The following is a 22,884-nucleotide window of genomic DNA, read 5'->3' on the forward strand; positions in this document are numbered from 1 at the left end:
GTGCAGCTTTTTTAGCACAATCGCACATGAGACCGCGGGTGCAGCGCGCATCCGGCATTCCCTGCGCCCTCTGAATTGAGAGGGTGGGAAGTTTTCAGCAAACCTCGGGCGCAATGCGTCGCGAGAATGCGAACACACGCTCAGTTGTCATCGCCCGGCTTGACCGGGCGACCCAGTATCCCAGAGACGCCAATGATAGAACCGAGAAGCCGCGGCGTACTGGGTCCCCCGCTTTCGCGGAGGACGACAGCGTTGTGCGGAGCTGCTCTATCGCCGTCATTGCCTGCGACAAACGCGAAGCGTTTGCGCAAGGGAGCGACAGCGACGAAGCAATCCATGCCGCAGCTAGCCGAGCTATGGATTGCTTCGCTTACGCTCGCAATGACGTGGAGAGAGCTCGTGCCCTCGCCCTCAACCTTCCTTCTTCGCCTTCGCCCGCAGCTTCATCTCGCGGTAGCGCGCCGCGCCGCCGTCGCGGTTGTTCTGCGGGCTGCGCTCGACGGCCAGCGCATCGTCGGGCACGTCCTTGGTGATGACCGAGCCCGAACCGATATAGGCGCCCTTGCCGATTTTCACCGGCGCCACCAGCGACGAATTGGTGCCGACGAAAGCGCCCTCGCCGATCGTGGTCTTGTGCTTGAAGAAGCCGTCATAGTTGCAGGTGATGGTGCCGGCGCCGATATTGGAATTGGCGCCGACATGGGCGTCGCCGATGTAGGAGAGATGGTTGACCTTGACGCCGGCTTCGAGGTGAGCGGCCTTGGTCTCGACGAAATTGCCGATCCGCGCACCATCGCCGAGCGATGTGCCCGGCCGCAGCCGCGCATACGGGCCGACGGACGCCTTCTTGCCGATCGAGGCCTGCACGATGTGCGAGAACGAATGGATCACCGCGCCGTCGGCGATGCTGACACCGGGGCCGATCACCACGAACGGCTCGATGGTGACGTCGTTGCCGAAGGTGGTGTCGGCGGCAAGATGCACGGTTTCCGGCGCGATCAGCGTCACGCCGGCGTCGAGCGCTGCCTTGCGCAGCCGCGTCTGCATGACCGCTTCGGCTTCGGCGAGCTGCGCCTTGGTATTGATTCCGCGCACTTCATCCTCGCTGGTCTCAATCACGACGGCCTCCAATCCCATGTCCCTGACGAGTGCAACCGCATCGACGAGATAATACTCGCCCTTGCTGTTGGCATTGCCGATCCGATCGAGGATCGAGAGCGCCTTCTTGCCGTCGAACGCCATCACCCCGGCATTGCACAGCGTGACCTTGCGCTCCTCGGCGCTGGCATCCGAATGCTCGCGGATCGTCACCAGATGCTCGCCCTCGACGAGCAGCCGGCCGTAACCGGTGGGGTCGGCGGCGCGGAAGCCAAGTACGGCGATCGCGGCCCCCTTCTCCAGCGGCGCGCGCATTCGCGCAAACGTCTCGGCCGATATCAAAGGCGTATCGCCGAAGGCGACGATCAGGTCGTCGGCGTCGCGCGCCAGCGCCTCGCGCGCCGCCAGCACCGCATGCGCGGTGCCGAGGCGTTCGCGCTGGACGAAGGTCGCGGCATCGGGACGCCTCCGTGCAACCTCGTCGGCGACCGCCTTGTGATCGGGACCGATCACGACGGCGAGCGAGGCGCCCGCGCCTTTCGGGGCGGCATCCAGCACATGCGCCAGCAGCGACTGGCCGGCCACCGGGTGCAGCACTTTCGGCAGCGCGGACCGCATCCGCGTCCCCTCGCCGGCCGCGAGCACCACCGTCAGGCTGGATCGAGCAGTCATGAGAAGTCCTCTACTAGAGCGTTTTCCAGCGAAGTGGCATCCGGTTCGCGTGAAGAAAACGCGTCAAAACAAAAATCCCTATCGGGGCCAAAAGCAACGGCGCCGTCTTTAGGTGTTTTCGCTGTGAGTGGAAACCCGATTCGGCGTCCCGCAAAGTTCCGGATTCAAGATCATGGCAGAATTCCTGTTAATGTTTGACCTGTGATTCGGCAGGCCTCGGGAGGGCCAAAGACGTTTGGCCAAGAATTCCGACCATCGCGCTGGCGGCCTCGGGACGGACGATACCGGCGGCGTGCTGAGCGGTTTGCTGGCCGAGGAAGAGGATCTCGACCGCCGCGCGCTGTGGCGGCTCGGATCGTGGGGCGTCGGTGCGGTGGCCGCGGTCGTCGTCGCCGTGATGGCCAACCAGACCCAGTTTGGATGGAAGCGCGACCAGATGGCCGCGACCGATCTCAACCAGCGAGCACAGCAGATCCAGAATATTGCCAGTCAAACGGAACGCGAGGCGCGGCGGCTCGCAGCGGCCATCGATACGCTCAACAGCGATCGCGACCGGCTCTATAGCCGCGTCACCGGCCTGGAACGCGGGCTGGACTCCGTGACCGGATCCATCGCCCGCCAGAATTCCGCCGCGGCATCGCCCGCCCCGGCAGCGCCTTCGCCTGCCGAGCCCCAAGCTTCCCAGGCCGCGCAAACTCCCGCCCCCACCGTCGCGCCGGTGACGACGCAGACTGCTGCGGCCGCGCCTGACAAATCCGGTTCCAATCCGATCCCCGCCGAACCGGGTCCGGCGGCGGTTTCATCCGTTGCCAAGGATTCGGCCAAAGAACCTGGCAAGGAAACGGCCAAGGAAACCATCAAGCCCGAGTTACCGAAGATCGAAGCAAAGAAGACCGACCCGATAAGGCCTGAAGCCGCCAAGCCTGAATTGGCCAAAGCTGAGGCGGTAAAGCCTGAGACGGGCAAGCCTGAAGGGATAAAGTCCGATACGGCGAAAATCGATACCGTGAGGATCGAGGCTGCGAAGGCCGACGCTGCGGCGCCGGCGACGCCGCTGGTCGCCTCACAGTCCTTCATGGCGCCGCCCGATCCCTCCGCCACGAAACTGATCGAACCCGCCAGGCCCTTGAGTCCGGTGACAGCGAGCCCGATCCCGGAAGTGATGGCGGCCGCACCGGCCACGGACGCCGAGGCGGACGAGGAAACCGGCCCGAGGGTCCCGGTCCAGCGGACCCAATTCGGGGTCGATCTCGGCACCGCCAATTCGGTTCCCGGCCTGCGCGCGCTGTGGCGCGGGCTGTTGAAATCGAGATCGAACGCGCCGCTCGCCGCGCTGCGCCCGATCATCGTCATCAAGGAAAGCGCCAACGGGCTTGGTATGCAGCTTCGACTGGTGGCCGGTCCCATCAACGACGCCGGAGCTGCCGCCCGGATCTGCGCCGTCCTGACCGAAAACAAGCGGAACTGCGAGACGGCGATCTTCGACGGCCAGAGGCTGTCGCTGACCGGCGACAACCCATTGCCCGCGCCGAGCGCAAAACCCGCGCCGCACCGGCGGGGTGCGGTGGCGAAACGCGCCACTGTCGGAGCCGTGGAGGAGCCGGCAAGGAAGCCGGAAACAGCGGCAACGACCTCAGTCTCGTCCTGGTTCAGCAAGCGGGGCCAATAGATATTTACTTATAATACAAAGGGTTGCGGAAAAATTATGAACTGTTTTTGATGCCCCTTAATGTCCTGCAGTGACTTGTCCCGGCGGCCATTCCCGACCATATTCGCCCCGCCATCCCTCCGAGCTCGAGAAAATGCCGCTGTGAAAAAAACTCCGTTCCGCCTGACGCCCTATCAGGTGCAGTTCCTGTTGGTGGTCGGTTTCGTCACCGTCGGCTACGCGCTCTATCTGCGCTATCTCGCGGTCGAGTTCTCGACCGTCGCGCTGGCGTGCGACGCCGGGCTGCAGACGATGATCTGCAAGGCCCGCACGCTCGCCACCACGCTGTTCAAGAATTCGGTGTTCGGCATCGTCGCGCTGATCATTGCGGTGCTGCACGTGATGCGGCCGTCGATCGTGCTGTTGACCGGCGGGCTGATCGCGGCCGGGCTCGGGATCGTGCTCTATAATGTCGTGCTGTCGGGGCTCGCGATCGGGCTGCTTATTTTGGGCTTTGCGCGGCCCGCGCCCGCCACAGCGTAAGCGCGAGCAGGAAGTAGATCGCGCAGGTCCACATCGCCTGCCAGTTCTGCGGGCCTTCGTTGATTCCGATATAGAGCGTGGCCACCACGAGCAGTCCGGCAAAGGCCGATTCGGCGATCGGGCGAGTGCCCTCCTTCGGCCGGTTGACCAGCATCAAGGCGGCAAACGGCACCACGGCCATGGTCAGCGAAGCGAACGGAAAATCGCGATAGCGCGGATCGAACGCAAAACCGAGCGCGGTCTCCGCGCCGATCACCGTGGCGACAACCAGCGTCAGGCCGAGCAGCACTGACAGCACCGATCCGGTCCGGCCATCGCGCGGGCCGAGCAATTCGAGGAAGGTCGGCAGCGGCCGTCCCGACATCGCAGCGTTGGCGCAGAGCATCGGGGACGCGATCGCGGCCGCCAGCAGCGCCCCCCATTGCAGCCAGCCGCCGGTCCCGTAGCTCTCATAGAACATCTTGTCGGCGGCGACGCCGAGCAGCATGCCGGAAATCGTCGCCGAGGTGCCGACCGCGAGCCAGGCGGCCAGCCGCGGCTGCCATGGCCGCCGCCGCAACGTCAGCCAGCCCGCGAGAAACACGAAAAAGCTCAGCGCCATGCCGCATCCCATCTGCAGCTTCCAGAACGGAAAATTGCTGATGGCCTCGCCCGGCGGATATTTCACCGCCCGCTGCGCGGCGTCGATCAGGCCCCAATAGCCGCCGACGGTGCCCTCGAGCTGGCGCTTCCACGGCTGGTCGTAGGCCTCGATCAGGTTGACGCGAAAGCCTTCGCGCTTGGCGAGATCGAGAATTTCGGAAACCACCCGCGCCTGGTTGGTGCGCGACGGCAGCGCGCCCTCGCGCATCCGCCCGGCGCTCGGCCACCCGGTCTCGCCGATCAGGATCTCCTTGCCCGGAAAGGCGATCGCCATCCGCTTGCGGATCGAATCGACATGGGAGGCGGCGAACTTCGCGCGCACCGGCATGTCCTCCCAGTACGGCAGGATATGAATCGTGACGAAATCGACCGCGTCGTAGATCTCGCGGTTGCGCAGCCAGAATTCCCAGACATCGGCATAGGTGACGGGAATGGTGACCTGCGGCTTGACCGCACGGATGTAGGCCGCAAGATCCGACGTCGTCATCTCGCCGCGCAGCAGCACTTCGTTGCCGACCACCAGCGCGGTGATGACCCCCGGATATTCCTTGGTCAGGCCGACTGCGACGGCGATCTGCGAATAGTTCTTGATCCGGTTGCTGCTGAGCCAGATGCCCTGAATGACCTTGAGCCCGACCTTGGCGGCGATGGCGGGAACCTGGTCGAGCCCGTTCTCGATCGAATAGGTGCGCACGCAGTCGGTGATCTTGGCAAGTTGCGTCAGATCCTGCGTGATCTGTTCGGCATCGATATGCGTGGTGGGAATCAGCGGCGTCTGCTCGCCTCGGAACGGCGCATAGGAGACGCATTGCAGTTTGGCGTTGGGGTCGATCGGCGCGCGCACGAGCGTGATCGGGGTGGCCAGCCACCACCACAATGCTGCGATCATACCTAGCGATGTCAGGAGAAGCGCCAGCGGCGTACGAAAAGAAATCGGTTCCATCCTCCGGGCGGGGACCGTCGATTAGCCGGTCACCGGCGTTCTGCCAAGAGTGATCTATCAGGAGGATAGACCTAATCCAAACAGCTAGTCCAAAGTCCGCCCCGAGGTACTCCCTGCGACGATTTTACCACGCGACGATAAAGTTGTGACTTTGCTGGACAAAATCCGAAATAACCGTCATGGGAATCCGGCAGCGTCTCCGCCGCAATGGAGACCTATTTGGACGGCAACTAGCCAAGCCATCACGAGCCGTGGGAATTGCCTTTTCGGGAATTCCAGCGGCCATGTAACAAGTCGGGGAATGTATGCGTCGAAGTGGGCCTGATCTCAAAAGTGCGGTTTTGCGCCACCTCGCCGTTGCAGGCCTTGTCCTCCTGATCGGATCAGGCGGGGTTTTGGCCCAGAGCGGCACCCCTGCCCCGGACCAGCCCGGCAAGCCCCCGGCGGCCAATTCGGCAGACGTGAACCGGGACAACCAGCGCAAGACCGACGAATTCGTCGAAGCCACGCAGGCCATCAACGGTCCGGCCGGAAACCCGGAATGCGTCTGGCTCGGCCGCCGCGTGGTCCGCCTGATGTGGCTCGACGACCTCGATACCGCGTTCCGGCACCTCGACCTCTATGACCGGTTCGGCTGCCCCGGCGGCCATGTTCAGGCCACCTTCCGCTGTCTGACCCGGTTTGGCGGCCAGATCGACCCCAAGGTCGCCGAAACCCTGTCGAGCCGGATCCATGCCTGCTGGATCAATCCGGGCGCCCAGCCCCAGGCGGCGGCAGCTGCCGCCGGCCCGGCCGCGCCTGCGGCCGCCGGCAATGCGGCGCCAGCGCCAGCCGCATCCCCCTCGCCGGCCCCCAGCGCCAGCCCCGCACCGGCGAAGTAAATCGCCAGTCGGATCAACGGCAACGCTCGCGCGGAACGAACGGGATTATTCAGCGTTTGTTCAAGTCCGCGCCCTTAAAACGCCATCGCGTCATATCAGTTGTGAATTCGTGCGGCAGGATTATCCTTAATCTCGCCGCCGTGCCGGTCGAACCTAGGGGACGGGTTCGCTTTCCCACATGCAGGCCCCGTTATGGTTTAACCACCGATGCGCGCCGTCGTCGCCGTTCTGCTGTTTGTAACCGCAGCTCATGCTGCGTTGTGGGGTCTGTTCCAGGAAAAGCAGCCGGCGCCCGATTTCCGCGGCATTTTGCCGAGCGTCTCCTACGCACCGTTTGAGGGATCTGCGCATCCCGACGTCGACAATATTCCGCAAGTCGAGAAAATCCGCGCCGACCTGAAGAAGCTGTCGACGATGACGCGGGCGATTCGCCTTTACTCGTCGACCGGCGGCGTCGAACTGGTTCCGCCGATCGCTGCTGAGTTCGGCCTCAAGGTCACCGTCGGCGCCTGGATCGACAAGAATTCCGACCGCAACGAACGCGAAATCGACGCGGCGATCACCCTCGCCAAGCGCAACAGCAACGTCATCGGCGTCGTCGTCGGCAACGAAGTGATTTACCGCGGCGAGCAAAAGGTCGAGGACCTGATCGACCTCATCAAGCGGGTCAAGAAATCGGTCAATGTTCCCGTTACCACGGGCGAAATCTGGAACATCTGGCGCGACAATCCGGAACTGGCCTCCTCCGTCGACTTCATTGCCGCTCACGTGCTGCCCTATTGGGAAAATTTCACGGACAAGCAGGCCGTCGATCAGGCGGTCTACCTCTACCAGCTGCTGCGCGAGAAATTCCCGGGCAAGCGGATCGTCATCGCCGAATTCGGCTGGCCGAGCGCGGGCTATAATTTGCGGAATGCCGAACCCGGCCCGTTCCAACAGGCTTCCGTGCTGCGCAACTTCGTCGCCAGGGCCGATGCCATCGGCATGGATTACAACATCGTCGAGGCGATCGATCAGCCCTGGAAATTCTTCGAAGGCGGCGTCGGTCCCTATTGGGGCATCCTGAACGCGTCGCGCGAGCCGAAATTCGCCTGGACCGGCCCGATCGTAAACGAGAACTACTGGAAGCTCGCACTGATCGCCGTCCTCGTCGGCATCCTGCTGTCGCTGCCGATCCTGCGCCTCGACCGGCCGACGGTCATGCAGACCGTCATGCTATCGGCCGCGGCAAACGGTGTCGGCGCCTGGGTCGCCACCGTATTCGCCTATTGGGACGGGCACTATTTCGTGTTCGGCTCGGCCTTCGCGCTGACGCTGGGCCTGATCCTGCTGGTACCGCTGGTCCTGATCGCGATGGCGCGGATCGAGGAAATCGCGGCGGTCGCCTTCGGCCGCCGCCCGCGCCGGCTGATCACCAAGAGCGCGCCGCTGGCGCCCGCCACCATCGGCGAGAACGTAGCCTTCCCCAAGGTATCGATCCACATTCCCGCCTATTTCGAGCCGGTCGAGATGCTGAAGCAGACGCTCGATGCGGTGTCGCGGCTCGACTATCCGAACTTCGAATGCGTCTGCATCATCAACAACACGCCCGATCCGGCATTCTGGCAGCCGATCCAGGATCATTGCCGAACGCTCGGTGAACGCTTCAAGTTCATCAACGCCGAGAAGGTGCAGGGCTTCAAGGCCGGCGCGCTGCGCATCGCGATGGAGCGTACCGCAGCGGACGCCGAAATCATCGGCATCATCGATGCCGACTATGTCGTGCATCCGGACTGGCTGAAGGATCTCGTCCCTGTGTTCGCGGACTCACGCGTCGGCCTGGTGCAGGCGCCGCAGGAGCATCGCGACGGTGACCTGTCGCTGATGCACTACATCATGAACGGCGAGTATGCCGGCTTCTTCGACATCGGCATGGTCCAGCGCAACGAGTTCAATGCGATCATCGTGCACGGCACGATGTGCCTGATCCGCCGTTCCGCGATGGATATGGCTGGCGGCTGGTCCAGCGACACCATTTGCGAGGACACCGATCTCGGGCTGACCATCCAGCAACAGGGCTGGCTGACGCACTACACCAACGTCCGCTATGGCGAGGGTCTGCTGCCCGACACCTATGAAGCGTTCAAGAAGCAGCGCCATCGCTGGGCCTATGGCGGGTTCCAGATCGTCAAGAAGCACTGGCGGCGCTTCCTGCCCGGCGCGAGCCGGCTTACCCCCGATCAACGCCGGGAATTCTCGCTCGGCTGGCTGAACTGGCTCGGCGCCGAGAGCCTTGGCGTGGTGGTTGCGATCCTCAACCTGATCTGGGTTCCGATCGTGGCGTTTGCCGACATCGCCGTTCCTGACAAGATCCTGACGTTTCCGATCATCGCCTCGTTCGTCGTCTCGCTGGTGCATTTCATTGCGCTCTATCGCCTGCGCGTGAAGATCAAGGCCGGCCAGATGCTGGGCGCCATGATCGCGGCGATGAGCGTGCAGTGGACCGTGTCGCGCGCCGTTGCCCAGGGCCTGATCACCGAGCACCTCGCCTTTGCCCGCACCTCCAAGGGCGGTCTGTCGCGGATGTCGATCGAATTCCAGGCGTTCTGGGAAGCCGTGATCGGCGTGCTGCTCCTGATCGGCGCTGCCGTGCTGGTGGTCACGAACGGGTACAAGCAGGTGCACGAAATCTACGTGTTCGCTGCCGTGCTGGTGTTGCAAAGCCTGCCGTTCCTGGCCGCGGTCGCGATCGCGCTGTTGGAGAACTCCCGCACCAACTCGTTCGCCTTCTGGCGCAACAGCGCGGTGCGGACGGCGGAACTGATCGGCATCCGCCCGGTCCGGCTGCCGACGGTCGCGCGCCCCTCCCAGCCGGTCGCATCCGAGATTCGCCGGGAAGCCAATTAACGGACGGTGAATCGATCAGCGCAGCCTGCTTGAAGAAGCCGGACTAACCGCAAGCCGAACCTCAGGAATTTGGATCGCACGGCCCAACATTTTCTGGCGCCGGCGCTATTGACCCGCAGGGGCCCGCCCCCTACACAGCGCGTCGAGTGAGCGCGTAGCTCAGGCGGTAGAGCACGTGACTTTTAATCATGGGGTCGAGGGTTCGAGTCCCTCCGCGCTCACCATGAAATCGGGCAAAACTTGAATTTTCGCGGTTTTGCCGAACGTGCTGTGTCGGCACTGTGTCAGCACCCGACATCTCGCCCCATGAATCCAGGAACAGGTTCTTTTGATCTACATCAATGCCCCGCACTGACAGCGCAGCAATTTCCTGTCCGGCAGGGTTTGTAGAAAGAGGTTCGGCCATGCTTCGCTATGTTCTTGCGGCTTTGGCGGCACTTGTTCTGCTCGCCGCCAGTTTGATCCCAGACGATGCCGACGCCCGCGGTCGCGGCGGTGGCGCTTATCGCGGTGGTGGCGGATTTCACGGTGGTGGCTACCGCGGCGGCGCGGTCGCAGTTCGAGGTGCTCGGGGTAGCGCTGTCGCAGTGCGCGGCGGTCGCTACGGTTATGCCGGCTACGGGTATCGTCGGGGCTACGGTGCGGCAGCGGTCGGCGCGGCTGCTGTTGGCGCTGCGGCGGCTGGGGCCTATTACGGCGGCGGCTGCGGCTACGATACCTACGGCAACTGGGTTTGCCCGCGCTACTAATCCGTGTTGAGGCGGCCGTGCGCCAATGGCACGGCGCTCGGCTGCCAGCGTTAAGTCAGGCACCATCCGAGACCCCGCCTATCGCGGTGGCCGTTTGGACGCCAAGAGCGGGTGCATCCGGTGGCGAGCCGCGAGTTTTAAGTCGCCGGCTGCCGCTTTAGCCGCCTGCGAACAATAGGACAGCAACCAGCCCGACGTTCATCAGGCCAAGGGCGATGATGCCTGCGCGATAGAGGAATTCGACTGCCATGGCAGGGTGCTCTCACGGGGCATTGCTCGCGAATTCAACACGATATACCCGCTTGCATCCCTTGGCATGTGCAGTTTGTGCCATTCGCTGTTGAGGCAAAACAACAAAAAATTGGCGCACTTTAACAAGCGCGTTTGGCGTAATTCTGCTCATATCTGCGCGCGCTTCGAGCGCGCAATGACAGCCGCGCGGGGGTGGATAGGGACCATGTCTTCCATCGATCTGATTGCTATCGCGATCGATTGGCTCGATGCCTATCGCGCGGGCGACCTTTTCATTGTTGATTGTTATGCCGATGATGCTTCCCTGCAATGCGACTGCGGGGACAAGAAAGAATTGCGCGGCGCGCACGCTATCGCTGCGTACTGGCACCAACGGTTCGTTGAAACGTGTGCCGGCGATCTCATCGATCTGCAATGGAACGGCAGCGATGTTGTCCTGCACTTCCGCGCGTCGGATGAGATTTTGCAAGCGGTTCTCACGTTCAATCCCGACGGGTCGCTTCAGCGTAGTCGGTGCGCTTTGTTCAATAACCAGGCAGCTATAGGGACTGAAAACCCATGAAGGATTATCAAGCCTCTCGAAAACTTCCTAGGGACGCAGCCGAAGCGGAATTGATCCGCGATCTTGCCACCGCAGAAAACGAAGCGCGACACGTTTGACCGGCTGCATCGGCAATTGCCAAGCTCATTCCGATGATGACTTCACCTATCACTTTAAGTCCGGCTCCCGACATAACAAGTTAGGGCAACTTTGAAGCGGCCGGGCGGCAGTTGCCGGCCGTCTGACGGCAAAAGGCGTTGCGGCGGCGCTATTGCTTTTCTGTCGACACGAAGGTTGACGACCCGAGCGTGGCGGCACGCGGCGGTGGATTGCTGTGGACAACCGACCTTCATCCTTAACTTTGTCGCCCGGGGCAACAGTTGTTGCCCATTTACGCCTCACGAAACCGGCGCTCCGTACCCTACCCTTTGTGGGAAGGGGGCGTCATGGAGTTATTTCGAGCTGAGAAGATCGCCACTGCTCGGGATCAATCAAACCACGACTGCCGCTTCTGCGCAGGAAAACTCACGCTTCTCAAAACGATCATGGAATCTGAAAGCGGAGTGGTCACTCATATGTTTGAGTGCAAGCAGTGCGGAGAGCGCATTTGGACCGAATAGGCCGGCAGGCACGGGGCACGTAGCCAATAGCCCGGCAACCCACCGACGCCCCTCGGGAACGATAGCATCCGCATTTGCGCCGACGACAACTTGTAGACGCTCAGCAGCACAGGTGTCTGGCTGATCAATCGGAGCTAACCGAAGTTGCGGAATCCCCACATCAGGATTCCCAACGTCACCACCAAAATGCACAGACTGCCGACTGCGACCATGAGGAAGACCTCCCAGCCGGAGAGGCCTGCCTTTTTGGCTTTGACAGCCCCGACGCCCAGCAAGACAAACAACAGTGGGGCGACGAGCAGTGTCATTTGCGCTTCTTGGGCGCCTGTACCGGCAGATCGAGCACGCCAAACAATGCGAGCAGCAGGGCAACTTCTTCCTTCGAGCTAACTTTAATCATCGTCATCATCTCCTGTTCGATGGTTAGTCGGCCTAGGATTTCGCGGGGTTCATGGCGATTTGGTTTCGCGATTGTTTCAACCGCGTTTCGTCGGCGGAATTCTTAACAACCGGTTCATGTGCCTGGATGGCAGGCCCCCAACAAGGAGGGGTCAACTCCCTCCGCGCCCGGCATGAATAGAGCAGCCGTTTAGATTGGAACGGTTTATCCGCATGCGGGTTTTCCGACCGGAGGCCGTACATGACCAAACCCCAGATCGCCCGCGTTTGGCGCGGAAGGACCACTCCAGACGTGGCAGACGAATACGAGGCCTATAATTACGAGGTCGGCATCAAGCCGCTGATCGAGAAAGCCCTCGCCGTCCAGACGTTCAGGGAGGACAGACAAAACGAGACCGAGTTCGTCACCATCTCGTATTGGGAAAGCCTGGAATCGATGAGCGGGTTCACGGGCGGAGACCCATCCAGGATCCATCACCTGGAGCGCGACAGGGTTTTTCTGATCGAGCTTCCGAAGTCAGTTCAGATTCTGAAGATACGGCATAGCCACGGAATCTAGCGCCCGTCCTGCGGACCCATTCAGAACACTCAACCGGGCAAGAAACGTGAAAGAAGCCACCACTCCGGCAGCCTCCTTCGTTTCGTGATTTACGTCACATCTCCGTTGATTGTGGTCCGCCATGATCGCAGCCTGCGAGACATCGCAAAAATGGTGCGAGACAATGACCAGTGAAAATCACGAACTGAGCGTTGAGGAACTTGGGTCCGTTGTGGGTGGCGGGCTTGTGGACAATGTCTTGCCCGAAGCCGAGGCGAGCACGGCCGAGTTTCTGAAGAGATTTGCCGAGGCCTCCTTGCGGTTCAATGCATTCATCAGCAGCGCCGCAAGTCAGGGTCCCGCAGCAACTAATCAAGGGTAGTACCCGACGAAAATGGGCTCACCGGCATGGCCGGCGAGCCCAGGACAGCCAGCGCTACGCACTGGCCGATCGAAATCAAATCAGCATTTTTGTCCGTTTGAAAGCCGGCACTGGCCGCTACCGGGCTGGCTCTTTGGGTCTGAGGCCTTCTGGGCCTGCGCAAGCGATCCCCCGACGAAAACAGCAAGCGCGAACGTAATTGCAACGACAGCTGAAAAACGAACCATCAAAACCTCCCTGTTGGAAATACCACCTCCGCCCCTTCGGAGACTGGTGATCCGAAGTGTCACGATAATCGTGAGGCCGGGTCAAGCCGGGCGGCTTCCTTCAAAGAGTGAAGGGAAGCCGACCTGCCGGAGTAGAGGCCGGATTGCTAAACCGGAAAGCGAGCGGCGCTTGCGAACCAGCAATCACCACATCGTCTGCCGCGCGCGCTCCGGCCATTCCCGGTCGTATTTCTCGCCGCCCACGGTGTTGTCGCTCATCTCGGCCAGGATATCGCCTGGTGTCGGCAAGGTCTTCGGATCGACGCGCTTGTCGGGATTCCAGAGATCGGCGCGGACGATGGCGCGGGCGCACTGGAAATAGATCTCCTCCACCGTCATGACGATCACGGTGCGCGGCGCCTTGCCGTCCATCTTGAACGACGCCAGCAGCTCGGGCTCGGCGGAAACATGCGCGCGGCCGTTGACGCGCAGCGTGCTGCCCGAGCCCGGAATCAGGAACAGCAGCGCGATCCTCGGGTCTCGCACGATGTTGCGGAGGGAGTCGCAGCGGTTGTTCCCGCGCCGGTCCGGCATCATCAGCGTCTTTTCATCGTGAATACGCACGAAGCCGGCGAGATCGCCGCGCGGCGAGCAATCCAGCCCTTCCGGCCCGCAGGTCGCCAGCGCCGCGAACGGCGACTGATCCATCAGCGCCCAGTAGGACGGGGTCACGCGGTCGGCGACCTTCACCGTCGAAGCGTCGTTGGGAAAGCCGTAGATGGCCTCGAGTTGTTCGATCGTCGAGACGACGGTCATTGCTTCTCCTATTCTACTCGTCCCACTTCTCGCCCTTGATCGCGCGCACAAGCTGACGTGCGTGAAATTCGGCGCTGCCGGTATTGACGATGGTGACGTCGGGCGCGGCTTCATCGACCGTGCGGCTCAAGCGCTGTTCGATCCTGCCGTCGCTGCTGCGGTTTCGCATCGCCAGCCGGTCCGCAAGCACGTTCGGCGGCGCGGTGATCGAGATCACCGTGACGTCGGCATAGGCCTGGCGCATCGCTGGAATGATGGTGCGCGAAACATTGGCGACAACAGTGTGCCCGGCGCGGATTTCGTCGTCGATGGCGCGCGATATTGCATAGCGGTGGCCGTGCGCTTCCCAATGCATGGCGTATTCGTCGCGCGCCAGCGCCGCCTCGAAAGTGCCGGCGCTGACCTCTTCATTGTCCTCGGAGGCCGAGGCCTGCCGCGTGATCACGCGGCGCGGGAATGCGATGGTGCCATCGTCGGCGCAGGCGGCCCTGGCAAGCCCGAGCAGCGTATCCTTGCCGGCGCCGCTCGGTCCGACCAACAGAATGAGTCGGCCCGGCCCGATTGCGTCCGCATGGCCCGTTGATGTCGTGAGTATGTCGCTCATGCCACACGCTGCCCTTCCCGCCAGACGCTGCGCACCACCGGGATGTCGCGCGCCACATGGACTCGGATCAGGTCGGCGCGCTTGCCGACCGCGATTTCGCCGCGGTCCGAAAGCCCCACAGCCTCGGCCGGCGTCTTGGTGACGGTGCGGACGGCGGAAGCAAGATCAATGGCGGGAACATGCCGCGACAATTGCAGGGCTGCCATCAGCAGGCTCGAGGGAATGTAGTCGGACGACAGGATGTCCAGCAGTCCCTCGCGGGCGAGATCGACGGCGGCGATGTTTCCGGAATGCGAACCACCACGCACCACATTCGGCGCGCCCATCAGGATGCCGATGCCGGCCTGGTGCAGGCCGCGCGCGGCTTCCATCGTGGTCGGAAACTCGGCCACCGCGACGCGGTCGCGCACGGCGTCGATGACGTTTTCCTCGGTCGTGTCGTCATGGCTGGCGAGCGGTATTTTGTACTGATGCGCCAATGCTACGATCTCGCGCATGTTGGCCGCGGCATAGGTCTTCTGGTAGGCAAAGCGCCGCTCGAACAGCACGTCGAGCTCGGCGTCGGTCATGCCGCCGCCCTTGCCGCGGTAATAGTCGCGCAGCTTGACCTCGTCGCGGAACTGGCGCTGCCCCGGCGTGTGGTCCATCAACGACATCAGCCGGATGTCCGGCCGGTCGATCAGTTCCTTTGCCTCCTCGACGACGCTCGGCATTGGTATTTCGCAGCGCAGATGCAGGAAATGATCGGCGCGCAGCAGGTTTTCCTCACGCGCCGTTGTGATCGCCTTCGCGAGCACGCCTGCCCTGCCATCGACCTCCTCGGCGCCGTCCTCGCGCCAGACCCGCAGCGAGTCCAGCACCGTGGTGATGCCCGAAGTCGCCAACTGTCCGTCATAAGAGACGACCGCGGCGATCGGATCCCAGAACACTTTTGGTCGCGGCACGTAGTGCGCTTCGAGATGGTCGGTGTGCAGCTCGATCAAGCCGGGCATGATCAGATCGCCGGCGGCGTCCTCTGCTTGCCCGGGGGCATCGCCTTCGCCGAATTCGGCGATACGGCCATCTGATATGGCGACCCAGCCGCGCGCGATCACGCGATCGGCGAGGATGATGCCGGCATTGCCCAAAATGGTTTCGTGCTTCGTTGCGCTCATCTCACGTCTCTTCCCTATGCCGCCGAGGCAAACGACGTCACATCGACGATCCGGTCCGCGATCAAATGGCGTATCTCGTCGTCATGGACGATCGCCACCATCGCCACCCCCTGATGTTTCTTCTGATCGATCAATTCGACCACGACCGCGCGATTGGCGGCGTCGAGCGATGCCGTCGGCTCGTCCAGCAGCAGGATCGGCAGATCGGATATGAAGCCGCGCGCGATATTGACGCGCTGCTGCTCGCCGCCCGAGAACGTCGAGGGCGGCAGCGCCCACAGCCGTTCGGGGATATTCAGCCGGCGCAACAGGGAGCCGGCCTGCTCGCGCGCTTCTGCGCGGGCGATCCCGTTCACGATCAGGGGCTCGGCCACCACGTCGATGGTCGCTACCCGCGGCACCGCCCGCAAGAACTGGCTGACATAGCCGATGGTGGAACGGCGCACGCTCAGCACCTGCCGCGGTTCGGCGGTGGCGAGATCGATCACGGTGCCCTGGTGGCGGATGCCGATCCGGCCGCCGTCGCAGCGATAATTGCCGAAGATCATCTTCAGGATCGAGGATTTGCCGGCGCCCGACGGGCCCGACAGCACCACGCATTCGCCTGATACAACGTGGAACGAGACCCCGCGTACGACGGGCAGCTCGACCCCGCCCTGCAGATGCATGGTGAAGGTTTTTTCGGCGTTGGTGATGTCGATCATCGCGTTCATTGGCCTAACTCATGCCGGCAAAATCGAGGAGACGAGCAACTGGGTGTAGGGTTCGCGGGGATCGTCGAGCACCTGATCGGTCAACCCGGTTTCAATCACCCGGCCCCCCTTCATCACCATCACGCGATGCGACAGCAGCCGCGCCACCGCAAGATCGTGGGTGACGACGATGGCTGCGAGGCCCAATTCGCTGACGAGGTTGCGCATCAGGTCGAGCAGCCGCGCCTGCACCGATACGTCGAGGCCGCCGGTCGGCTCGTCCATGAACACCAGCCGCGGTTCTGTGACGAGGTTGCGCGCGATCTGCAGGCGCTGGCGCATGCCGCCGGAATAGGTCCGCGGCGCGTCGTCGATACGGTCGTTGTCGATCTCGACCCGCTCCAGCCAGGATGACGCGGTGTCGCGGATGCGGCCGTAATGATTCCAGCCCACCGCCATCAGCCGCTCGCCAACATTGGCTCCGGCCGAGACCGCCATCCGCAGGCCCTGCGCGGGATCCTGGTGCACAAAGCCCCAGTCGGTACGGAACAGGAAGCGCCGCTCGGCTTCGCCCAAAGCAGCAAGATCGCGCAGCACGCCGTCACGCATCCGGTACGCGACGCTGCCCGCGGTCGGCGCCAGTTGCGCTGATAGCAATTGCAGCAGCGTCGACTTGCCCGAGCCGGACTCGCCGACCACGGCCAGCACCTCGCCGGGATAGAGCGCAAAGGAGACGTCGCGGCAGGCAATCAGCTTCCCATAGGTCTTGCCGAGGTCTTCGGCGACCAGCAGCGGTTGATCGTCGAGGGTTTGCTCAGCCATGCGCCCTCTCCTTGTGCGGTGCCGCGCTTTCGCTGCCGCGATGGCCGGCCGATTGGCGGCTCTCGCAATAATCGGTATCCGAACAGACGAACATCCGGCCGCCCTTGTCGTCGGTAACGATTTCGTCGAGGTAGGAATCGCCGGCGCCGCACAACGCACAGGGCGCGTCGAAACGGTAGCGCGTGAAGGGATGGTCCTCGAAATCGAGCGAGACCACTGACGTATGCGGCGGGATCGCATAGATCCGCTTCTCGCGCCCGGCGCCGAACAATTGCAACGCCGCGCAATTGTCCATCTTCGGATTGTCGAATTTCGGCGTCGGCGACGGGTCCATCACGTAACGCGCGTTCACCTTGACCGGATAGGCGTAGGACGTCGCGATGTGGCCGAAGCGCGCGATGTCTTCATACAGCTTGACGTGCATCAGGCCGTATTCGCCAAGGGCATGCATGCGCCTCGTCTCGGTCTCGCGTGGCTCGAGGAAGCGCAACGGCTCGGGGATCGGCACCTGGTAGACCAGCACCTGACCGCCATGCAGCGCCGCTTCGGGAATCCGGTGCCTTGTCTGGATCACGGTGGCATCCGCCGTGGCGGTCGTGGTCGCCACGCCGGCGGTCTTGCCGAAGAATTTTCGGATCGAGATCGCGTTGGTGGTGTCATCGGAACCCTGGTCGATCACCTTCAGCACGTCCTCGGGTCCGAGGATCGCGGCCGTGACCTGCACGCCGCCGGTGCCCCAGCCATAGGGCATCGGCATTTCCCGGCTGGCAAACGGGACCTGATAGCCGGGGATCGCGATCGCTTTCAGGATCGCGCGGCGGATCATCCGCTTGGTCTGTTCGTCGAGATAGGCGAAATTATACGTCGGCGCGTTCATTCGGCGGCCTCCTGCATCGGCGGCGATTCCGTGGCCTCAGTGAACTCCTTGCGCAGTTTGCGCAGCAGGCCGAGTTCGGACTGGAAGTCCACGTAATGCGGCAGCTTGAGATGTTCGACGAAACCGGTCGCCTGCACATTGTCCGAATGCGACATCACGAACTCTTCGTCCTGGGCGGGTGCGATCACCTCCTCGCCGAGTTCCCGGGCACGCAGCGTACGGTCGACCAGCGCCATCGACATGGTCTTGCGCTCGCTCTGCCCGAACGCCAGCCCATAGCCGCGCGTAAAGCACGGCGCCTCGGTGGCCGAGCCCTTGAACTGGTTGACCATCTGGCATTCGGTCATCGCAATCGCGCCGAGCGGCACGGCGAAACCGACATCCTCGGCCATGAATTCGATCTCGACTTCGCCGAAGCGGATTTCACCGGCAAACGGATGGTTGCGGCCATAGCCGCGCTGCGAGGAATAGCCAAGCGCCAGCAGAAAGCCTTCGTCGGCGCGCGCCAGGTTCTGCAGGCGCAGGTCGCGATCCGCCGGGAAGCTGAGCGGCTCGCGCGTGAGATCGCCGACCGGCGTCTCGGCATCCGCTGCCGGCGACGGCTCGATCAGGCCGTCACGGCCAAGAATGTCGGTCACGCGCGGCGTCGCCGCGAGCGAGGCTTCGCTGGTCTCCGGCGTTTCCGGAGAAAACCCCTCAGCAAGCTGTGGGTCCAGCAAACGATGGGTATAATCGAACGTCGGGCCGAGGATTTGCCCGCCCGGAATGTCCTTGAAGGTCGAGGAAATCCGCCGCCGCACCTGCATCGCGCCGGTATCGACCGGCTCGGTGGTGCCGAAGCGCGGCAGCGTGGCGCGGAACGCGCGGACCAGGAAGATCGCCTCGATCATGTCGCCGCGCGCCTGCTTGATCGCGAGCGCCGCGAGCTCGCGATCGTACAGCGAACCCTCGGTCATGACCCGGTCGACGCCGAGCGACAACTGCTCGGAGATCTGGGACAGCGAGACCTCGGGAACGTCACGGTCGCCGCGCCGCTCATGCGCCAGCAGCCGATGAGCGTTCTCGATGGCGCGTTCGCCTCCCTTGACGGCAACGTACATAACTAGCCTCCCCTCGCTACCAGCCGCGTGGTGCGCGGTATCGCGACGATCGCATCGTCATGGACCAGCACCACGTCGATGCCGCGCGGAAACAGCGCCACGTTGGTGGCGAGCCGTTCGAACAGATCATGCGGCTGGATCGCGGCTTGCAGGATCGCTGTGCCGTCGATGCCGGGGCCGCGCAGCTCGAGGGCGGGACCCTGCGTCAGGCTGTCGATCTGCAGGATCAGCGTCGTCGAACGATCCGGGTATTCATTGCTGCCGAACGCGAAGCGGTCGAGCGCCGGAAGTTCGCGGGGGCTGCCGATCAGGGCAAAGCTGCTGATCGAGGAATCCGCGATCACAGGCGCGCTGGTGTGGAACTTGAGCCATTTGGCAACGTCGGATATTTCCGACATCCGGCTGTCGAGCCAGATCGGCGTATCATGGTCGAACAAGGTCAGCGCAATAGCCGCGGTGCCGCGCATCATGGCGGCGGGCGTGCCGGCGACGGCCGCAATGCGCTGCACGCTGCCGGGACGCGCCATCGCGTCCATCACGGAGCGGAAGGTTGATTGCGCCGACAACACCTTGTCGGCAAATCCTGCGGGCAGTTCGGCAACCGTCGTCATCAGCCCTCTCCCCGCACCAAGGTGTAGAAATCGACCCGCGTCGCCGCGGCCTCGGCCGCCTTGCGGCTCCGTTTCGCAGATATCGCCGCGCGCAGCGGCGCGATCACCTTCGTCTCAATGAGGCCAGCGAATTCATCCGACTGCACCATGGCGTCGCACAGCGCGATCATGCGCGCCTTTTCCCTGTCGCGGCCGAGCGTGTAGCCGAAGCCGACCTGGCCGGTCGAAAGCCGCACCGCCGCGCGCGATACCGTGGCTTCGCCGAGATTGAAGGCAGAGCCGTCGCCGCCGATACGGCCGCGCACCATCACAAGGCCGTTCTCCGGCTCACGCAGATTCTCGTGATCAGGCAGCGTGATCGCCGCCAGACGGCCGGATATCTCTGATGGATCGGAATGCGCCAGCACCGCCATGACCGCCTTGCGCTGCGCCTGCTTGTCGTTCTCGGTTGCCGTCATATCCACCTTGCCGGAATCAAGTTGTCTATGCTAATAGACAACTTCATAACCAAACGCCATGACTGTTTGGTGACAACAGGGTTGTTTTTCGGATGACCGTCCCGGATATATTTGCAGCATGAGCATGCAGGATGCGGCCACCGGTGTGGCGTTGTGGCGGCAGGTCGCCGACGGGATCGAACGCGGCATTGCCGAGGGCCGCTTCGCCGCGGGTGAGAAGCTGCCGGGCGAGATGGAGATCGCCGAGACCTATCGGGTCAACCGCCATACCGTGCGCCGAGCGCTGGCGACGCTCGCCGAACGCGGGCTGGTGCGCGCCGAGCGCGGCAGCGGTACTTATGTCGAGGCCCAACGCCTCGCCTATCCCTTGCGCTCGCGGACGCGGTTTTCCGAAATCGTCGGCGCCGGCGGCCATGAACCGCGTGGCCAGTTGATCGCAGCGTCCGACGATGTCGCTACACGTGAACTGGCGCGGGAACTCGGACTGAAGACGGGCGCACCCCTGGTCCGGATCGAGGCGCTGCGGCTGGCCGACCGGACGCCGATCTGCGTCAGCACCTCATGGCTCTCCGCCGTGCGCTTCCCTGACGCGGGACGGGTCTTTGCCAGCGTGCGCTCGATGACCAAGCTGGTCGCACATTACGGCATCCGCGATTACCGCAGATCTTCCACCCGCATCACCGCCGCCATAGCCGACGCCAGCGACGCCGCACGGCTCGATCTCGCGCTCGGCCGCCCGGTGCTGGTGGTCGACAGCACCGACGTCGATCCTGACGGCAGGCCGATCGTTACCAAGCGCTCACGCTTTGCCGCCGAGCGCGTCGAGTTCCTGGTGGAAAGCGATTAGGCTTGTAGGGTGGGCAAAGCGAAGCGTGCCCACCTCTTGCTTCCCCAACAAAGGATTGGTGGGCACGGCGCAAGTGCGCCTTTGCCCACCCTACGGGCTGCCATCAAACCACCGCGCGCTGGCCGATGATCGCAAACCGCAGCTTGCCCGAAATCCAGTCGATGGCGGCGACTGCCACCAGGATCATCAGGATCAAGAATGAGACTTTCTGCCATTCCAGCACCCGGATCTGCTCGGCCAGCTGCAATCCAATGCCGCCGGCGCCGACGATGCCGATGATGGTGGCCGAGCGGGTGTTCGACTCGATGAAATAGAGCACCTGCCCTGCGATCACAGGCAGCACCTGCGGCATCAGCCCAAACCGTATTTCGTGCAGCGCATTGCCGCCGGAGGCCCGGATGCCCTCGACCTGTTTCTTGTCGGCGGCCTCGATCGCTTCGGAGAACAATTTGCCGAACGCGCCAAAGTCCGCCACCGCAATCGCCAGCACGCCCGCGAACGGCCCAAGCCCGACAACGTTGATCCAGACCAGCGCCCAGATCAGCGTGTCGACGCCGCGGATCGAATCGAGAAAGCGGCGGACCGGGAAGCGGAAGATGCTCGACGGCACGATGTTCTTTGCCGCCAGCAGACTGACCGGCAGCGCGAGCAACGCGGCAAGGGTGGTGCCCAGCAGCGCGATCGACAGTGTTTCACCGAGCGCAACGAGATAGACCGGGAGCGAACCGCCGGGATCGGGCGGGATCATCATCATCGTGATCCAGCCGAGCTGGCTCAACCCGGCCAGCATCCGCGCCGGCGAAAACTCCAGCTCTACCAGCCCGAACACGAAGATCCCGAATGCTGCGAGCAGCATCGCGGGGATCGCGAGACGGGAGGAAACCGGCCGGTCAAAAACCTCGGGATAGCGGCCGCGCAGCTCTCCGGAGTCCGGTGCAGGAAACCGTGTCATGCCCGTGCCTCCTTGCCGAACAGCCGCCCGCGCGCCCATCCGGTGCCGATATCAATCAGGAACACGGTGACAATGATCATCAGCAGGATCGCACTGACGTCGGAATAAAAGAACTTTCTGACGGCGACGACGAGTTCCTGGCCGATGCCGCCGGCTCCGACGAAACCCATCACCGACGCGCCGCGCACATTGATCTCAAAGCGCAGCAATGTGTAGCTGGCAAAACCCGCCGCGACCTGCGGCACGACGGCGAAGCGGATGCACGCGATCCAGCTCGCGCCGGTCGATCGCACCCCCTCGACCGGCTTCATGTCGATGTTCTCGACGATTTCGGAATACAATTTGCCGAGCGCGCCGACCGAATGGATCATGATGGCGAGAACCCCGGCCATCGGCCCGAGACCGAACGCAATCACGAAGATCAACGCGAACACGATGTCCGGAACGGTACGGCAGAATTCCATCAGGCGGCGAATGGTAAACCGCAGCCATGGCGCCGGCGAGGTATTTTCGGCGGCCAGAAAATTGAGCGCAAAAGCAAGGATCGCCCCGGCCAGGGTACCGACGTAACTGATCAGGACGGTCTCGCCGAGCAGCGCCAGCCATTTTTTCCAACCCCAGAACCACTCGCCGATATCGGACCAGACCCGCGCGCCGCTTTCCAGCGTGCCGATGCGGTCGAAGTAGCTGACGAAATTTCCGATCTTGTTGACGAACGTGACCGGATTCACCTCGGCGCCGATGGCGGCGATGACGAGAACGGCAAAGAATACCGCCGTTGCCAGCGTCATCCGCAGCCGCTTGCGCGCCACCGCCGCACGATAAGCGTCGTTGAGCACCGCGAGTTGCTGGGCTGGAAGGATGGATACGGCTGATGTCATGGAAGGCTGCTGTGCCGGTTATGTCCTGAACGGAAAAAGGCCGGGTCGCATGGACCCGGCCTGGTCTCGC

At 63.2% G+C, this 22,884-nt stretch carries 23 protein-coding genes and 1 tRNA gene; 9 read left to right on the forward strand and 15 right to left on the reverse strand.

Translation table 11 applies throughout. The features are described 5' to 3' along the window. Window positions 1–411: 411 nt before the first annotated feature. Window positions 412–1,770, reverse strand: coding sequence for a bifunctional UDP-N-acetylglucosamine diphosphorylase/glucosamine-1-phosphate N-acetyltransferase GlmU (glmU, locus tag JQ609_RS21520; RefSeq protein ID WP_212274881.1), 1,359 nt, complete (start codon window positions 1,768–1,770; stop codon window positions 412–414). A gap of 235 nt (window positions 1,771–2,005) precedes the next feature. Between glmU and JQ609_RS21525 the strand changes: the two genes are divergently transcribed. Beyond that, a complete protein-coding gene (locus JQ609_RS21525) occupies window positions 2,006–3,439 on the forward strand; it encodes a hypothetical protein (RefSeq protein ID WP_212274882.1) in 1,434 nt (477 codons plus the stop codon). 141 nt (window positions 3,440–3,580) lie between these two features. After that, window positions 3,581–3,961, forward strand: a complete 381-nt coding sequence (locus JQ609_RS21530) for a hypothetical protein (RefSeq protein WP_212210358.1) — start codon at window positions 3,581–3,583, stop codon at window positions 3,959–3,961. Here the strand turns inward: JQ609_RS21530 and JQ609_RS21535 are convergent. Continuing rightward, a complete protein-coding gene (locus JQ609_RS21535; protein WP_212210359.1) occupies window positions 3,921–5,546 on the reverse strand; it encodes a beta-(1-6) glucans synthase in 1,626 nt (541 codons plus the stop codon). The two genes, JQ609_RS21530 and JQ609_RS21535, sit on opposite strands and share 41 nt — an antisense overlap. A 305-nt stretch (window positions 5,547–5,851) precedes the next feature. Between JQ609_RS21535 and JQ609_RS21540 the strand changes: the two genes are divergently transcribed. The 4 genes from JQ609_RS21540 to JQ609_RS21555 all read left to right on the forward strand — a co-directional run bounded on the left by JQ609_RS21540 (window position 5,852) and on the right by JQ609_RS21555 (window position 10,062). Continuing rightward, window positions 5,852–6,427: a beta-1-3, beta-1-6-glucan biosynthesis protein gene (locus tag JQ609_RS21540; RefSeq protein WP_212210360.1), complete on the forward strand. Its 576-nt coding sequence runs from the start codon at window positions 5,852–5,854 to the stop codon at window positions 6,425–6,427. Window positions 6,428–6,634: 207 nt separating this feature from the next. Beyond that, complete coding sequence (locus tag JQ609_RS21545) at window positions 6,635–9,313, forward strand: glycosyltransferase (RefSeq protein WP_212274883.1); 2,679 nt, start codon at window positions 6,635–6,637, stop codon at window positions 9,311–9,313. A 148-nt stretch (window positions 9,314–9,461) separates the two neighbouring features. Next, window positions 9,462–9,537 (forward strand) — tRNA-Lys (locus JQ609_RS21550). A 180-nt stretch (window positions 9,538–9,717) separates the two neighbouring features. Next, window positions 9,718–10,062 (forward strand): hypothetical protein, encoded by a 345-nt coding sequence (locus JQ609_RS21555; protein WP_212274884.1) that lies wholly within the window; start codon window positions 9,718–9,720, stop codon window positions 10,060–10,062. Between the two features lie 262 nt (window positions 10,063–10,324). Here JQ609_RS21555 and JQ609_RS21560 read toward each other — a convergent pair whose 3' ends face one another. Next, the gene (locus tag JQ609_RS21560; RefSeq protein ID WP_212274885.1) at window positions 10,325–10,783 is read right to left on the reverse strand and encodes a hypothetical protein; all 459 of its coding nucleotides are present in this window, start codon (window positions 10,781–10,783) and stop codon (window positions 10,325–10,327) included. Window positions 10,784–11,609: 826 nt separating this feature from the next. After that, the gene (locus JQ609_RS21565) at window positions 11,610–11,783 is read right to left on the reverse strand and encodes a hypothetical protein (protein ID WP_192736054.1); all 174 of its coding nucleotides are present in this window, start codon (window positions 11,781–11,783) and stop codon (window positions 11,610–11,612) included. 332 nt (window positions 11,784–12,115) lie between these two features. Between JQ609_RS21565 and JQ609_RS21570 the strand changes: the two genes are divergently transcribed. Continuing rightward, window positions 12,116–12,433 carry an antibiotic biosynthesis monooxygenase gene (locus tag JQ609_RS21570; protein ID WP_212210364.1) on the forward strand — a complete coding sequence of 106 codons (318 nt, stop codon included), beginning with the start codon at window positions 12,116–12,118 and terminating at the stop codon, window positions 12,431–12,433. 163 nt (window positions 12,434–12,596) lie between these two features. Further along, window positions 12,597–12,794 carry a hypothetical protein gene (locus tag JQ609_RS21575; RefSeq protein WP_212274886.1) on the forward strand — a complete coding sequence of 66 codons (198 nt, stop codon included), beginning with the start codon at window positions 12,597–12,599 and terminating at the stop codon, window positions 12,792–12,794. A 410-nt stretch (window positions 12,795–13,204) separates the two neighbouring features. Here JQ609_RS21575 and JQ609_RS21580 read toward each other — a convergent pair whose 3' ends face one another. Genes JQ609_RS21580 through phnG form a run of 9 tightly spaced genes read right to left on the reverse strand, consistent with a single transcriptional unit; the run spans window position 13,205 to window position 20,134 of the window. Further along, window positions 13,205–13,816: a pyridoxamine 5'-phosphate oxidase family protein gene (locus JQ609_RS21580; RefSeq protein WP_212274887.1), complete on the reverse strand. Its 612-nt coding sequence runs from the start codon at window positions 13,814–13,816 to the stop codon at window positions 13,205–13,207. A gap of 13 nt (window positions 13,817–13,829) precedes the next feature. Beyond that, the gene (gene phnN / locus JQ609_RS21585) at window positions 13,830–14,420 is read right to left on the reverse strand and encodes a phosphonate metabolism protein/1,5-bisphosphokinase (PRPP-forming) PhnN (protein WP_212274888.1); all 591 of its coding nucleotides are present in this window, start codon (window positions 14,418–14,420) and stop codon (window positions 13,830–13,832) included. Next, on the reverse strand, window positions 14,417–15,574 hold the full coding sequence (locus tag JQ609_RS21590) for an alpha-D-ribose 1-methylphosphonate 5-triphosphate diphosphatase (RefSeq protein ID WP_212274889.1): 1,158 nt from the start codon (window positions 15,572–15,574) through the stop codon (window positions 14,417–14,419). The genes phnN and JQ609_RS21590 overlap by 4 nt, the downstream gene beginning before the upstream one ends. Before the next feature lie 14 nt (window positions 15,575–15,588). Continuing rightward, complete coding sequence (gene phnL, locus JQ609_RS21595; RefSeq protein ID WP_212274890.1) at window positions 15,589–16,287, reverse strand: phosphonate C-P lyase system protein PhnL; 699 nt, start codon at window positions 16,285–16,287, stop codon at window positions 15,589–15,591. Window positions 16,288–16,296: 9 nt separating this feature from the next. Further along, window positions 16,297–17,088 carry a phosphonate C-P lyase system protein PhnK gene (phnK, locus tag JQ609_RS21600; RefSeq protein WP_212274891.1) on the reverse strand — a complete coding sequence of 264 codons (792 nt, stop codon included), beginning with the start codon at window positions 17,086–17,088 and terminating at the stop codon, window positions 16,297–16,299. After that, window positions 17,081–17,965 (reverse strand): alpha-D-ribose 1-methylphosphonate 5-phosphate C-P-lyase PhnJ, encoded by an 885-nt coding sequence (locus JQ609_RS21605; RefSeq protein ID WP_212210371.1) that lies wholly within the window; start codon window positions 17,963–17,965, stop codon window positions 17,081–17,083. The genes phnK and JQ609_RS21605 overlap by 8 nt, the downstream gene beginning before the upstream one ends. Continuing rightward, complete coding sequence (locus JQ609_RS21610) at window positions 17,962–19,065, reverse strand: carbon-phosphorus lyase complex subunit PhnI (RefSeq protein WP_212274892.1); 1,104 nt, start codon at window positions 19,063–19,065, stop codon at window positions 17,962–17,964. The genes JQ609_RS21605 and JQ609_RS21610 overlap by 4 nt, the downstream gene beginning before the upstream one ends. Window positions 19,066–19,067: 2 nt before the next feature. Then, the gene (gene phnH, locus JQ609_RS21615) at window positions 19,068–19,676 is read right to left on the reverse strand and encodes a phosphonate C-P lyase system protein PhnH (protein ID WP_212274893.1); all 609 of its coding nucleotides are present in this window, start codon (window positions 19,674–19,676) and stop codon (window positions 19,068–19,070) included. Next, window positions 19,676–20,134: a phosphonate C-P lyase system protein PhnG gene (gene phnG, locus JQ609_RS21620; RefSeq protein ID WP_212274894.1), complete on the reverse strand. Its 459-nt coding sequence runs from the start codon at window positions 20,132–20,134 to the stop codon at window positions 19,676–19,678. The genes phnH and phnG overlap by 1 nt, the downstream gene beginning before the upstream one ends. Before the next feature lie 118 nt (window positions 20,135–20,252). On the opposite strand from phnG, the gene phnF reads away from it, so the two are divergent. Then, window positions 20,253–20,981 carry a phosphonate metabolism transcriptional regulator PhnF gene (gene phnF / locus JQ609_RS21625; protein ID WP_212274895.1) on the forward strand — a complete coding sequence of 243 codons (729 nt, stop codon included), beginning with the start codon at window positions 20,253–20,255 and terminating at the stop codon, window positions 20,979–20,981. A gap of 103 nt (window positions 20,982–21,084) precedes the next feature. Here the strand turns inward: phnF and phnE (JQ609_RS21630) are convergent, their stop codons facing one another. Together phnE (JQ609_RS21630) and phnE (JQ609_RS21635) are read right to left on the reverse strand one after the other, a co-directional pair. Continuing rightward, on the reverse strand, window positions 21,085–21,933 hold the full coding sequence (gene phnE, locus JQ609_RS21630; protein ID WP_212274896.1) for a phosphonate ABC transporter, permease protein PhnE: 849 nt from the start codon (window positions 21,931–21,933) through the stop codon (window positions 21,085–21,087). Continuing rightward, complete coding sequence (phnE, locus tag JQ609_RS21635; RefSeq protein ID WP_212274897.1) at window positions 21,930–22,814, reverse strand: phosphonate ABC transporter, permease protein PhnE; 885 nt, start codon at window positions 22,812–22,814, stop codon at window positions 21,930–21,932. Before phnE (JQ609_RS21635) ends, phnE (JQ609_RS21630) begins: the two co-directional genes overlap by 4 nt. Window positions 22,815–22,884: the final 70 nt, after the last annotated feature.

Origin of the sequence: Bradyrhizobium sp. AUGA SZCCT0169, from assembly GCF_018130085.1 — a bacterium.
GTDB lineage: Bacteria > Pseudomonadota > Alphaproteobacteria > Rhizobiales > Xanthobacteraceae > Bradyrhizobium.